The 12813-nt window shown below is 68.7% G+C and carries 13 protein-coding genes and 1 pseudogene; 11 read left to right on the top strand and 3 right to left on the bottom strand.

What is annotated here, in order from left to right; genetic code table 11:
• Positions 1 to 23 precede the first annotated feature (23 nt).
• Complete coding sequence (locus DEF76_RS10320) at positions 24 to 836, top strand: NUDIX hydrolase (RefSeq protein ID WP_240318974.1); 813 nt, start codon at positions 24 to 26, stop codon at positions 834 to 836.
• A gap of 25 nt (positions 837 to 861) precedes the next feature.
• Here DEF76_RS10320 and DEF76_RS10315 read toward each other — a convergent pair whose 3' ends face one another.
• The 3 genes from DEF76_RS10315 to DEF76_RS10305 form a co-directional block, all read right to left on the bottom strand.
• Complete coding sequence (locus tag DEF76_RS10315) at positions 862 to 1185, bottom strand: hypothetical protein (RefSeq protein ID WP_114912261.1); 324 nt, start codon at positions 1183 to 1185, stop codon at positions 862 to 864.
• A gap of 82 nt (positions 1186 to 1267) precedes the next feature.
• A complete protein-coding gene (locus DEF76_RS10310) occupies positions 1268 to 1612 on the bottom strand; it encodes a hypothetical protein (protein ID WP_114912260.1) in 345 nt (114 codons plus the stop codon).
• A gap of 23 nt (positions 1613 to 1635) precedes the next feature.
• Entirely contained in the window at positions 1636 to 4212 is a 2577-nt protein-coding gene (locus DEF76_RS10305) for an MMPL family transporter (RefSeq protein WP_114912259.1), read from the bottom strand.
• A 100-nt stretch (positions 4213 to 4312) separates the two neighbouring features.
• On the opposite strand from DEF76_RS10305, the gene DEF76_RS10300 reads away from it, so the two are divergent.
• The 10 genes and pseudogenes from DEF76_RS10300 (at position 4313) to rsfS (ending at position 12801) form a co-directional block, all read left to right on the top strand.
• A complete protein-coding gene (locus DEF76_RS10300) occupies positions 4313 to 5428 on the top strand; it encodes a 5-methyltetrahydropteroyltriglutamate--homocysteine S-methyltransferase (protein ID WP_114913811.1) in 1116 nt (371 codons plus the stop codon).
• A gap of 83 nt (positions 5429 to 5511) precedes the next feature.
• Positions 5512 to 6447 (top strand): amidohydrolase family protein, encoded by a 936-nt coding sequence (locus tag DEF76_RS10295; RefSeq protein WP_114913810.1) that lies wholly within the window; start codon positions 5512 to 5514, stop codon positions 6445 to 6447.
• Positions 6448 to 6482: 35 nt separating this feature from the next.
• Entirely contained in the window at positions 6483 to 7382 is a 900-nt protein-coding gene (locus tag DEF76_RS10290) for a polysaccharide deacetylase family protein (RefSeq protein WP_114912258.1), read from the top strand.
• A 121-nt stretch (positions 7383 to 7503) separates the two neighbouring features.
• Positions 7504 to 7818 (top strand): 50S ribosomal protein L21, encoded by a 315-nt coding sequence (gene rplU / locus DEF76_RS10285; RefSeq protein ID WP_114912257.1) that lies wholly within the window; start codon positions 7504 to 7506, stop codon positions 7816 to 7818.
• 15 nt (positions 7819 to 7833) lie between these two features.
• Positions 7834 to 8103: a 50S ribosomal protein L27 gene (rpmA, locus tag DEF76_RS10280; protein WP_114912256.1), complete on the top strand. Its 270-nt coding sequence runs from the start codon at positions 7834 to 7836 to the stop codon at positions 8101 to 8103.
• An 83-nt stretch (positions 8104 to 8186) separates the two neighbouring features.
• The gene (obgE, locus tag DEF76_RS10275) at positions 8187 to 9185 is read left to right on the top strand and encodes a GTPase ObgE (RefSeq protein WP_114912255.1); all 999 of its coding nucleotides are present in this window, start codon (positions 8187 to 8189) and stop codon (positions 9183 to 9185) included.
• A complete protein-coding gene (gene proB, locus DEF76_RS10270; protein WP_114912254.1) occupies positions 9182 to 10303 on the top strand; it encodes a glutamate 5-kinase in 1122 nt (373 codons plus the stop codon). Before obgE ends, proB begins: the two co-directional genes overlap by 4 nt.
• Before the next feature lie 8 nt (positions 10304 to 10311).
• A complete protein-coding gene (locus tag DEF76_RS10265) occupies positions 10312 to 11637 on the top strand; it encodes a glutamate-5-semialdehyde dehydrogenase (RefSeq protein WP_240318973.1) in 1326 nt (441 codons plus the stop codon).
• A pseudogene (locus DEF76_RS10260) lies at positions 11558 to 12244 on the top strand (nicotinate-nucleotide adenylyltransferase); the annotation flags it as partial. The gene DEF76_RS10265 and the pseudogene DEF76_RS10260, both read left to right, overlap by 80 nt.
• Positions 12245 to 12273: 29 nt before the next feature.
• Positions 12274 to 12801 (top strand): ribosome silencing factor, encoded by a 528-nt coding sequence (gene rsfS, locus DEF76_RS19700; RefSeq protein WP_205216196.1) that lies wholly within the window; start codon positions 12274 to 12276, stop codon positions 12799 to 12801.
• Positions 12802 to 12813 lie beyond the last annotated feature (12 nt).

Genomic DNA, 12813 nt, shown 5'->3' with positions numbered 1-12813 from the left:
CATGCAAGGCGATGGACGGGCTCATGCGCCATATTGCGGCGTGCCGGAACGCGCGTCTCCCCGGTGGGCGGCGGGAATTTCGGCTCGGCGGCATGGCTGTCGGCTGGGTTGCGCCGGCGCTCGCCGCGCGCCTGCTCGCCTTTCGTGACATGCGCGCCGAAGGCGACGCAATCGCTCTCGCAGCGCCAGCGCGCTTGCCTGAGATCGCCGCCGAACTCGCGGGCGAAGGGCTCTTTTCCTGGCGCGACGAGGCGTTCGACGTGCGTGCCGAGCCCACCGGCCGCGTGCTGACGACAGTCGATCGCGGTGCCTTGCCGGCGTTTGGCCTCCGCGCCGAGGGGGTGCATGTCAACGGCCTGGTGCGGCGCGGTGATGCCGTGTTTTTGTGGGTGGCGCGGCGGGCGATGGACCGGCCGCTCGATCCCGGCAAGCGCGACCATCTCGTCGCTGGTGGCATTCCGGCCGGGTTCACGCCCTGGCAGACATTGCTCAAGGAAGCCGCCGAGGAGGCGGCGATCCCGGCGGCGCTGGCAGCCAAGGCGCAGCCGGTCGCGATCATCAGCTATGTGATGGAGCGCCCGGAAGGGCTGCGGCGCGACCGGCTGCATTGCTTCGATCTCGCATTGCCGGAGGATTTCATGCCGCGCGCTGCCGACGGCGAGGCGGCGGGGTTCGAGCTTTGGCCGCTTGCTGCGGTGCTGGACGCGGTGATGAGCGGGGATGAGTTCAAGTTCAACGTCACTCTGGTGCTGATCGATCTTTTCCTGCGCCAGGGGCTGATCGACCCCGCAAGCGCCGATGGCCGCCGGCTGCGCGCCGCCCTTGCCGATACATAATCGTTTAAGATGAGTTTGTTATGACCTAATTCGTCCCTGGCGGCGGCGGCGGGATGGTGGGCGGATGGGTTTTTTCCTCGTTCAGCAATTGCTCGTCGAGATTTTGCAATTCCTTGTTGATGTCGTGTTCGCGCGCGACATCGGGGGCGACGCCGGTTTCGCGCTCCTTGGCGGTGACGCTGCCCTCGGTCGGCTGATGGGGGAGGGAATCCCAGATATTGCCGATGCGCTGCGGTGGCGCCGGCGCAGTGGCCTGCGCGCGAGCAGCACCCGGGACGGCTGCCACGAGCACGGCCACGAGAACCACCGGGACGCCGACGATCCTGCGGTTATGAGAGGAGGAGGGCATGTGAACCGGTTTTCGCGCCATCGTGCTCGAGAATGCCCATGCCTTGGGCTTGCCGCGAGCCTAATCCGAGACCGGCTTTGGTTCAATCGCCGGGTGAGTTGCCGCCGTCGAGCACGGCATTGCCATGATCGTTGAGGAGATCGCCGTCGGGATCGCCGTGCAGCACGTCTTTCGGCAATGGCGGCGAGGCCGGGCTGCAGGTGACCCCGTTGAGCGCCGCGGCCCCCAGATTGACCGCGGCGAAACCGCCGCCGGGAAGGGCGGGAAAGATCGTCATCGGGGCGGTGGGATCGGCGCTCCCCGGCGGAGTCGGGCTTGCGCTCGCCGGGCAATCGGCGGGCGCGGCCGGCGGCGGCTGGCCGGCCGCGGCGGCGCCCGGCAGCAAAAACAGTAAAGGGAGCGGCACGCTGGCAATGATCCATCGCATGCCGCGATCCTGGCGGAAATTCCCTAACGGCGGGTTATCGCGAGCATCAGTGGCTCGAACACCAAGGTCGCGATCAGGGTCGCGGTGAGGCTGAGGAGCAGCAAGGCGCCGAGGCTCGCGGTGCCGGGATGGTGGGAGAGCGCGAGCGAGCCGAAGGCGGTGCCGGTGGTGGCCGCCGAAAACAGGATGGCGCGGGCCGTCGCGGTGCCGAGAAAACGGCTCGCCCCCGCCCGCCAGTTCATCACGAAATAGATATTGAACGAGACCCCGACCCCGAGCAGCAGGGGGAGCGCGATGATATTGGCGAAATTGAGGGTGATCCCCGCAAGCCTGATTCCGACCACGGTGAGCAGGGCTGAAAGCAGCAACGGCGCCAGCACCAGCGCCGCGTCACGCGGCCGGCGCAGCGCCGCGAGCAAAATCACCGCGATCGCGGCGAGCGCTCCGATCATCGCGTGCGTGAACGCGGTGACGATGGTCTTGCTGGTTTCGACGATGATCACCGCCATGCCGCCGGCGGTGGGGGCGAGGGCGCGAACCGCGGCAACGAACGCGGCGAGCCCGGCGCTGTCATGCCCCGCTGGCGTTGCCAGGGCCTCAACCCGCACCCGGCCATCTTGGGCGCGCCAATCCTCGATGATCTCGGGCGGCAGATCGGCGCGGGTGACCGGTTTCGCCGCGAGTGCCGCGCGAAGACGCGCCAGCTCCTCGGGCAGAAATTGCGTCAAAGCCGCGTTCATCGCGAGGATCCGGTCGTCCGGTGCGTCAGCGAGACGGGCAAGATCGGCATTGATCCGCGCCAGCGGATGGTCCGGCGGCAGTTTCGCCAGCGCCGGCGCAAGGCCGCTCCGCGCCGTTGCGATCGCAAGCCGGATTTGATCGGCGGTCACCGGCGCGGCCTCGCGCGGGGCAAGCGTGGTTGCGAGCAGGCTCGCGGCATCCTCGATCAAAGCGAGTTTTTTCGGCTGATCGGTGGGCACGAAACGGTCGAGCGTGAGAACATCGGCGACCTCCGGCACATGGTCGAGCTTGGCCGCGAGCTGGTCCGCGGCGTCGGCGTCCGGCGTCAGAATGTCGATGCTGGTCGGGTTGGTCAGCGGATCGTCCATCAAGTCATGGAGGGTGCGCATCGCCTCGCCGTGCGGGTTCTTGGTGTGCAGCGGGTCGGAGTCGAAGCGGAGATGGGGGAGAAGAAAGAGGCCAAGCAGCGCGAGCGCCGCAAATGCGGTGAGAACTGGCCCCCTGATGCGATCAAGCCGGCGCTCCAGCGCATCAAAGGTCGAAAACCCGACCGGCGCCGGCTCGCCGCGCGGCCGCGCAAGCGTCAGAAACGCCGGCAGGAATAAAATCGTGCAGAAAAACGCGATGAGCATGCCGCTGCCGGCGATGAGGCCGAGTTCGGCGACACCCGCGAACGCGGTGGGAACGAACGCGTAAAACCCCGCCGCAGTCGCCGCCGCGGCGATCAGGATCGGCCCGCCGGCGACCCGCGCCGTTGCCGCGAGAGCCGCGCCGGGCTCGGGAATGTCATGATGCGCCTCGCGAAAGCGCACCGTGAACTGGATCGCGAAATCGACCGCGATGCCGACGAACAGAATGGCGAAGGCGAGCGAGACGAGATTGAGCGTGCCGACCGCAAGCGCCGCGAACCCGCTGGTGAGCGCGAGTCCAAGCCCGAGGGTCGCGAGAATCGGCAGAATGAGGCGAGGGCCGCGCACCGCGAGCACGAGCCAGAGCGTGATCAACGCGAGGCTCCCGATCGTGTCGATCAGCATACCCTGGGCAAGGGAGGAAAATTCCTCGTCATCGAGGGCGACCTCGCCGGTAAGCCGGACATGGGCGCGGCCCGCGGCGACGAAGGGGAGCCGCGCGGCAATGGTGCGAAGCGCGTCACTCGCCGCCTTGCCGGGCGCCAGCGCCGCGTGATCGAGCACCGGCTGGACGAGCACGAAGCGATAGCGCCCGGCGAGATCGGCGAGCTTGCCGCCGCCGATCAGGCGCTGCCAGGAAAGCGGCGTCGGATGGCCATCGGCGCTGGCGGCCAGCGTCGCATCGAAGCTCTCGAGCGCTGGCAGATAGGGGGCGAGATCGGCCTCGCCCGCAGCGACGCCGACGCCGATCAGGGCCAGCGCCGAAAACAGCCCCCGCGCCGAGGGGTCGGCCGCGAGCTGGCCGAGAAAGGGCTGGGCATCGACGATCTGGTCAAGCAGTGGGCCGAGCGTCGCGGTGTCGAGAAAAAGCAGCCCTTCCCGCGCGAAATAGGGCGACGCGTCGGGGCGCTTCACGGACCGGAAATGAGCGGGATCGGCGGCGAGGGCGGCCGCCAGCGCCGCCGCCGTCGCGTCCGCTTCCTCCGGGGTCGCGGCATCGATCACCACCACCAGCGGGTCGGCGAGGGTCGGGAAAGCGCGGGCGAAAGCGATTTCGTTCTGCCGCCAGGGGAGGCTTTCCGCGAACATATGGTCGGTATCGGTATCGACGCCGAGATGGCGCACGGCAAAGCCGCCGGCAAGCGCCGCGAGCGCGAGCGCGAGGGCGGTGATCAGCAAGGCATGGCGGCGGCCGAGATCGACCGCGCCGACCAGCAGGTGTGCGAGCATGGGGGATATCCGTTTGATCGGTGTGTTTTTCTCATGCCTCTTGCCGCCGAGACAAGAGCGCGGCAGGTTCGCCGAAGAGAAAGATCCCGGAGGAAACACCATGTCGCTTGCCCGGCCGCGCCCACCCTTTCGTGCCGATCACGTGGGAAGCCTGCTTCGCCCGCCACGTTTGCGCGCCGCGCGCGCCGCCCATGCCGCGGGGCGGCTCGGCGCTGGCGCCTTGCGGGCGATCGAGGACGAGGAAATCATCGCCGCGATCGCAAAGCAGGAAGCGATTGGCCTGCGCGCCGCAACCGACGGCGAATTCCGCCGCGCTTACTGGCATTTCGATTTCCTCGCCGGTCTTGACGGCGTCGAGATGTATGAGCCCGAGCAGAAAGTGGCGTTCAAGGGGGCGACCCTGCCGCATGCGCTGCGCGTCACCGACCGCATCACGTGGCGGCGGCCGGTGATGATCGAGGATTTTCGTTTCACCGCCGAGCATGTTGGGCGCGCCGTCGCGAAACAGACCATTCCCTCGCCGAGCGTGCTGCATTTTCGCGGCGGTCGGCAGGCGATCGACCGCGCCGTCTATCCCGAACTCGATGGCTTCTTCGCCGATCTCGGCACCGCCTATCAGGACGCGGTCACCGCCTTCGCCGCCGCCGGCTGCCGCTATCTTCAGCTCGACGAGGTCAATATCGCCTATCTCTGTGATCCCGAGCAGATCGAGGGGTTGAAGCGCCGGGGCGAGCATGTCGAGGGGCTGCTCGAAATCTACGCCGATCTCATCAACCGCGCGATCGCGGGCCGACCACGGGAGATGGTGGTCAGCATGCATCTCTGCCGCGGCAATTTCCGCTCGACCTGGATCGCCTCCGGCGGCTATGAGCCGGTCGCCGAGGTGCTGTTCAATCGCATCGATGTCGATGCCTACTTCATGGAATATGACAGCGAACGCGCCGGCGGCTTCGCGCCGCTCCGCTTCGTCCCGAGGGGCGATAAAATCGTCGTCCTCGGCCTCGTCACCAGCAAGAGCGGCGCTTTGGAGAGCAAGGACGATCTCAAGCGGCGAATCGAGGAAGCCACCCGCTATCTCCCGCTCGAACAGCTCGCGCTCTCGCCGCAATGCGGCTTCGCCTCGACCGAGGAGGGCAATCTCCTCACCGAGGCGGAGCAATGGGCGAAGCTGGAGCTTTGTGTCGCGGTGGCCGAAGAGGTCTGGGGCGGCCTGTGACAAGGTTGCGATGGTTTTGAAATGAAGCGATCAGGGCCCAACGCCTCTGAGCCCTGCGACCCATGCCCGAGGGAGAAAACACCATGATATCACAGCCGCTTGGCCGGCGTGCGGCGCTCGGGATGCTCGCCGGCACGGCGGCCGCGGGCGCGGCGGGCGCGGGCGAGGCGATCGCCGTGCCGTGGTCGGCCGGCAGCGAGCGCCCAACGCTCATCGCCCCGCCCGGCGCCGCCGATTGTCATCATCATATCTACGACCATCATTTCCCCGCCGACCCTGCCGCCAGCCTCCACCCCGGCGATGCGACGGTCGCCGATTACCGCCTGCTGCAGCGCCGCCTCGGCACCACCCGCAACGTCGTCGTGCAACCCTCAACCTATGGCACCGATAATCGCTGCATGCTCGCGGCCCTTGCCGCCTTCGGCGCCACCGCGCGCGGCATCGCCGTCGTCCATCCCGATATCCCGCTCGCCGAACTTCGGCGTATGAATGAAGCCGGGGTGCGCGGCATCCGCTTCAACCTCGTGCAGGCCGGCGCGACGACGATCGAGATGGTCGAACCCTTGTCGCGGCGCATCCATGAACTCGGCTGGCATGTGCAAATTCATATGAAAGGGCCGCAGATCGTCGAGGCCGCCGAGATTTTCCGGCGTCTGCCGACCCCGGTGGTGTTCGATCATCTCGCCCGCATCCCCGAGCCCGAGGGCGTGAACAGCCCGGCTTTCGCGACGCTGCGCGCACTCCTCGATCGCGGCCATGTCTGGGTGAAGCTCTCCGGCGCCTATCAGGACAGCCGCATCGGCCCGCCGCGCTATGCCGATATCACCCCGCTTGCCCGCGCCTATGTCAAAGCGGCGCCGGAGCGCCTGGTTTGGGGCTCTGACTGGCCGCACCCGACCGAGAAAGTCAAACCGGATGACGCGGTTCTGTTCGATCTCCTCGCCGACTGGGCGCCGGAGGCCGCGACCCGGACCCAAATCCTGGTCAAAAACCCGGAAATCCTCTACGGTTTTTCCTGAGCGCCGTCTTATGCCAGCAGACAGAGGAGCCCTCCATGATCCCGCGTGAGCGCGCCCCCTATTCGGCGATCGTCGACCGCCCGCCGCTCCGGCTGCCTGGCGATGCGCGAATCGTCGTCTGGACCATCGTCAATCTCGAGGTCTGGGACATCGGCCGGCCGATGGCACGCCAGATTCTGCCGGCGCCGACCGGGCAGGTGTTGCTCCCCGATGTCCCCAACTGGTCTTGGCACGAATACGGCATGCGGGTCGGCGTCTGGCGTTTCTTTCGTCTCTTCAAGGCACTCGGCATCCGTCCGACGCTCTCGATCAATGCCCGTGTCTGTGAGGATTATCCCCGCGTCGCGGCGGAAGCGCGCGATGCCGGCTGGGAATTCATGGGCCATGCCTGGGATCAGATCCCGATCCACAAGATCGAGGATCAGGCGGCGATGATCCGCAAAAGCCTCGATACGATCGAAGCCTTCACCGGCACCCGCCCGGTCGGCTGGCTCGGCCCGGGTCTGACCGAAACCGCGGACACGCCCGATCTCCTCGCCGAAGCCGGCATCCGCTATATCGGCGACTGGGTCTATGACGACGAGCCGACCGAGATCGAAACCCGCGCCGGCAAGCTGGTCACGCTACCCTATACGGTGGAATTGAACGACATCCCGACGATGATCGTCCAGCACCATGAATCCCCCTACTGGCAGAGGCGCTGTGAGGATAGTTTCGACCGTCTTTACGCCGAAGGCGCCGAGCGCCCGAAATTCATGGCGATCGCGATCCACCCCTATATCTCCGGCCAGCCGCATCGCATTCGCTATCTCGAAGCGGTTTACGCCCATATCAATCGCCATCCCGGCGTTCTCCATTGGCACGGCCGCGATATCCTCGACTGGTGGGAGTCCGGCGCGCGGAAGCCATTGACAGAGCCCGGCCCGTCGCTATAACCCGCCTCCTTCGGTGGCCGGCGCGCATCCGGCGGCCGGGGCGTGTTGTCTTTCGCCGACGTCGCCAAGTCGCGTGGCGGGGGAAGCCAGAACCGGCCTTCAGCGTTTGAGGAAATTTTGAATGTTCGCAGTCATCCGCACCGGCGGCAAGCAATATCGCGTGACGCCCCATGCCGTGCTCAAGGTCGAGAAGCTCCCGGCCGCCGAGGGCGATGAGGTCACGTTCACCGATGTCCTCGCCGTCGGCGGGGAGGGGGCGCTGACCCTCGGCAGCCCGACCGTGGCCGGCGCGCGGGTGACGGCGCGGGTAATCGCGCAGGAGCGGGCGGAGAAGGTGATCATCTTCAAGAAGCGTCGCCGCCAGAACAGCCGGCGCAAGAACGGCCATCGCCAGCACCTCACCGTGCTGCGTGTGCAAGACATCAGCGCCGCCTGAGAGAGGAGAAGAACCATGGCCCACAAGAAAGCCGGCGGCTCCTCGCGCAACGGGCGCGACACCGAAGGCCGTCGCCTCGGCGTCAAGAAATTCGGCGACCAGGAAGTCCGCGCCGGCAACATCATCATCCGCCAGCGTGGCACCAAGGTCCGTCCCGGCCGCAATGTCGGGCTCGGGCGCGACCACACGATTTTCGCCCTGGTCGATGGAAGGGTCTGCTTTGAGCGCAAAGCCGGGGCGCGGGTTTATGTCTCCGTCACCAAGCCGCCGGTCGCGGCTGAATAAGCGCGGCGCGCATTCCCTCGCATTCCTAGGGGTCGGCGCGCGCCGGCCCCTTTTTGCGTGCCCCAGCCCCAACGCCGCAGGCCATGAAATTCCTCGATCAAGCCAAGATTTATCTCCGCTCGGGTGACGGCGGGGACGGTGTCGTCGCCTTCCGGCGCGAGAAATACATCGAATTCGGCGGCCCCGACGGCGGCAATGGCGGGCGCGGCGGCGATATCGTGTTCGTGGCTGTGGCCAACCTCAACACCCTGATCGATTTTCGCTACACGCAGCATTTCCGCGCGAGGAAGGGCGGCAACGGCGCCGGCGCCGACCGCACCGGCGCCAATGCCCGCGCGGTCGAGATCGCGGTGCCGGTGGGGACGCAGATTTTCGACGAAGATCGCGAGACCCTCCTCGCCGATCTCGACCAGCCCGGCCAGCGCCTGGTCTTGCTGCGGGGCGGCGATGGCGGGTTCGGCAATGCGCATTACAAATCGAGCACCAACCGCGCGCCCCGCCGCGCCGACAAGGGGTTTGCCGGCGAGGAACGCTGGGTCTGGCTGCGGCTCAAGCTGATCGCCGATGCCGGCCTCGTCGGCCTCCCCAATGCCGGCAAATCGACCTTTCTTGCCGCCGCTTCGGCAGCAAAGCCGAAAATCGCCGATTATCCCTTCACCACCCTCACCCCCGGCCTCGGCATGGTGCGGCTCGGCGCGACCGAGGAATTCGTGCTCGCCGACATCCCCGGCCTGATCGAAGGCGCGCATGCGGGAGCGGGGCTTGGCGACCGGTTTCTCGGCCATGTCGAGCGCTGCGCGGTCTTGGTTCACCTCATCGATGGCGCCGCCGGCGACGTGGTGCGCGCCTGGCGCACGGTGCGCGCGGAATTGACCGCCTACGGCGCCGGGCTCGCCGAGAAGCCCGAGATCGTGGTCCTCACCAAGGCCGATGCGATGAGTGCGCGTGAGGCGGCAGCACGCCGCGCCGCTCTTGCCCGCGCAACGGGTGCCCCGGTCGCGCTGATCTCGGCGGTGAGCGGGGCGGGGGTCGCCGCTCTGCTGCGCACGATCAAGGACCACATCGACGAGGCGCGGCGGTGAGCGGCACCCCACGGCTCTCGGACGCGCGCCGGCTCGTCGTCAAGATCGGCAGCGCGCTCGTCGTCGACGCTGCCCGCGCCGCCCCGCGCGCCGCCTGGCTCGCGGCCCTGGTCGAGGATATCGCCGCCCTCAGAGCCAATGGCACCGAGGTGATCGTGGTCTCCTCCGGCGCGATCGCGCTGGCGCGCCGCAGCCTTGGGCTGGCGGCACGGCGGCTGCGGCTCGAGGAGAAGCAGGCCGCGGCGGCGGTCGGCCAGATCCGCCTCGCCAGCGCCTGGAGCGCTGCCCTCGCCGCGCACGACATCATCGCCGCGCAATTGCTGCTCACCCTCGGCGATACCGAAGACCGGCGCCGCTATCTCAACGCGCGGGCAACGCTCGCGACGCTCCTCAAGCTGCGCGCGGTGCCGGTGATCAACGAGAACGACACCGTCGCGACGGCGGAGATCCGCTTCGGCGACAATGACCGCCTCGCCGCGCGGGTCGCCGAGATGGTTGGCGCCGACCAACTCATCCTGCTCTCCGACATCGATGGACTCTATACCGCCGACCCGCGGCTTGAGGCGACGGCGCGGCATCTGCCAGTGGTTGCGGCGATCACCCCCGAGATCGAGGCGATGGGCGGCGCGCCACCGCCGGGCTATTCCTCGGGCGGGATGCGCACCAAGCTCGTCGCCGCGCGGATTGCGACCGGCGCCGGCTGCGCCATGGCGATCGCGCCGGGCGAGGCGCCGCATCCCTTGCGTGCGCTCGCCGAGGGAGGGCGCTGCACCTGGTTCCTGCCGGCGCCGGAGGGGCGTTCGGCGCGGAAACGCTGGCTCCTCGGCAGCTTGCAGCCGCTGGGGAGTGTGACCATCGATGCCGGCGCGGCGCGCGCGCTCGCCGCCGGGCGCTCGCTCCTCCCCGCTGGGGTCACCGCGATTGAAGGGCGGTTCGAGCGCGGCGATCCGGTCCTGGTGCGCGACGCCGAGGGGCGCGTGCTGGCGCGCGGCTTGTCCGCCTATGCGAGCGAGGATGCGGCGCGCATCATCGGCCATCGCTCGGCGGCGATCGCCGAGATTCTCGGCTGGCGTGGCCGCGATGAGCTTATCCATCGCGACGATTTGGCGCTAGTATGAGCGCCGCCATGAGCGAAAGCCGCCAGCGCGGCGGGGGAGGGGCAGGGATGGATCAAATCGCCGATGACGAGCGCAGCACGCCGGCCGCTTCTGCCTCGGCCTGGCTCCGCGCGGCTGGCGCTGCCGCGCGGGCGGCGGCGCGGGCGCTCGCGATGAGCCCGCTTGCCGCTCGTAATGCGGCGCTCGACGCCGCCGCCAGGGCATTGCGGGCGGCGGAGACCGAGATTCTCGCCGCCAACGAGGCCGATCTCGCGGCCTCGGCCAGCACCGGCGCCTTTCGTGACCGGTTGCTCCTGACCCCGGCGCGGCTCGCGGCGATGGCGGCGGGGCTTGTGGAGATCGCAGCGCAGCCCGACCCGCTCGGCCGCGTGCTCGCCGCATGGCAGCGGCCGAACGGGCTCCACTTCCGGCGCATCGCAACCCCGATCGGCGTCATCGGCATGATCTATGAGAGCAGGCCCAATGTCGGGGCGGACGCCGCTGGCCTGTGCGTAAAATCGGGCAATGCGGTGATCCTGCGCGGCGGCTCGGAGAGTTTGCGGAGCGCGCGCGCGATCCAGGCGGCGATCGGTGCGGGTCTGCGCGAAGCCGGGCTGCCGGAGGCGGCGGTGCAGATCGCGCCGGATTCCGACCGCGCCTATGTCGGCGCGATGCTTGCCGGCGGCGGCGTCATCGACCTCATCATCCCGCGCGGCGGCAAGGCCCTGGTCGAGCGGGTGCAGCGCGAGGCGCGGGTGCCGGTGCTCGCCCATGCCGAAGGGCTTTGTCACACCTATGTCCATGCCAGCGCCGATCCCGCCATGGCGCGCCGCATCGTCGCCAATGCCAAAATGCGCCGCCCTGGCGTCTGCGGCGCGACCGAGACGCTGCTCATCGACGCCGCCATCGCGCCGACGCTGCTGCCGCTGATCGTGGCTGACTTGACCGCCCTTGGCTGCGCGTTCCGCGCCGATCCCAAGGCGCGGGCGATCCTCCCCGACCTGCCCGCGGCCGGACCAGAGGATTTCGATACCGAGTGGCTGGCGCCCATTCTCTCGGTCAAAGTGGTGGAGGGGATGGCCGAGGCGCTCGCCCACATCGCCCGCCATGGCAGCGCGCACACCGAGGCGATCATCGCCGAGGACCGTGCGGCGGCGGATGTTTTCCTCGCCGGCATCGATAGCGCGGTCGGGCTTTGGAATGCGTCCACGCAGTTCTGCGATGGCGGCGAATTCGGCTTCGGCGGCGAGATCGGCATCGCGACCGGGCGCATCCATGCCCGCGGCCCGGTCGGGCTCGAACAGCTCACCAGCTTTCGCTATCTCGTTGAGGGCAGTGGCCAGATCCGCCCCTGAGAGCGCGCTCGCGCCGGGTGCCGCGGAGCCGCCGCGTTTCGGCGACCGGCGGCGGGTGCGTATCGGGCTCCTCGGCGGCTCCTTCAACCCCGCGCATGGCGGCCATCGGCTGATTGCAGCGCAATGCCGCCGCGCCTTGCGCCTCGATCAGGTTTGGCTTCTGGTCTCGCCGGGCAATCCGCTCAAGACGCCGGCCGGCATGGCGCCGTTCGCCGCGCGCCTCGCCTCGGCGCGTGCCATCGCCGATGGCCGCCGCATCATCGCAACCGGGATCGAGGCGCGGCTCGGCACCCGCTTCAGCCGCGATACCATCGCCGCGTTGCAGCGTCGTTTTCCACGCGCGCGCTTCGTCTGGTTGATGGGCGCCGATTTGCTCGAAGAATTGCCGCGCTGGCGGGGCTGGCGCGAGATCGCGCGGCGGCTCCCGCTAGCCGTCCATCCTCGGCCCGCTTACAATGGCCGTGCCCGCGCGAGCCGCGCCGCCCGCACGCTGCGCCATGCGCTCAAAAACCCGGGCATGGCGCCTGCCTTGGCGCAGCTCGCCCCGCCTGCCTGGGTTTTTCTGCAGGTTGCGCAAAATCCCGCCTCGGCGAGCGCGCTCCGCGCGAGGCATCTCAGAGAGAACGGAGAACCGCCATTCCCCGCCCCCCATCCCCCACCGCCCGCCGCGCCAGCGCCAGCCCGCGCAAAGCCGCGACCCTCGCCAAGCCCGCCGCCAAAGGCAAAGCCACTGGAAGCGCAACGCAGGCCAAGCCTGCCGCCGCCGGCAAACCGGCGCCGCGCCGCGCGCCCCGGCCGCGCCGTGCCGACATCGATCTCGACCGGCTGAGCGCCCTCATTACCGCGAGCCTCGAGGACGACAAGGCGGAGGATATCGTCACCCTCGACCTCGCCGGCCGCGCCGCCTTCGCCGAACGGATGATCATCGCGACCGGCCTCGCCGACCGCCAGATCGAGGCGATGGCTGCCCATCTCGCCGAGAAGCTGCGCGCCGCCGGGCTGAAGCGGGTGCCGGTCGAGGGCGCCGGCGGCGCCGATTGGGTGTTGCTCGATGCCGGTGACATCATCGTCCATCTCTTCAAGCCGGACGCCCGCCGCCTTTATAATCTCGAAAAAATGTGGGGCAGCGATCTCGACGGACCGGAGGTCAGCCTGCTGCCGTGAATGGTGCGGCGG

The organism is Acidibrevibacterium fodinaquatile, assembly GCF_003352165.1.
GTDB classification, from domain to species: domain Bacteria; phylum Pseudomonadota; class Alphaproteobacteria; order Acetobacterales; family Acetobacteraceae; genus Acidibrevibacterium; species Acidibrevibacterium fodinaquatile.
The sequence above is the reverse complement of the archived record's forward strand: the minus strand, read 5'-3'. Positions and strand labels throughout refer to the sequence as shown.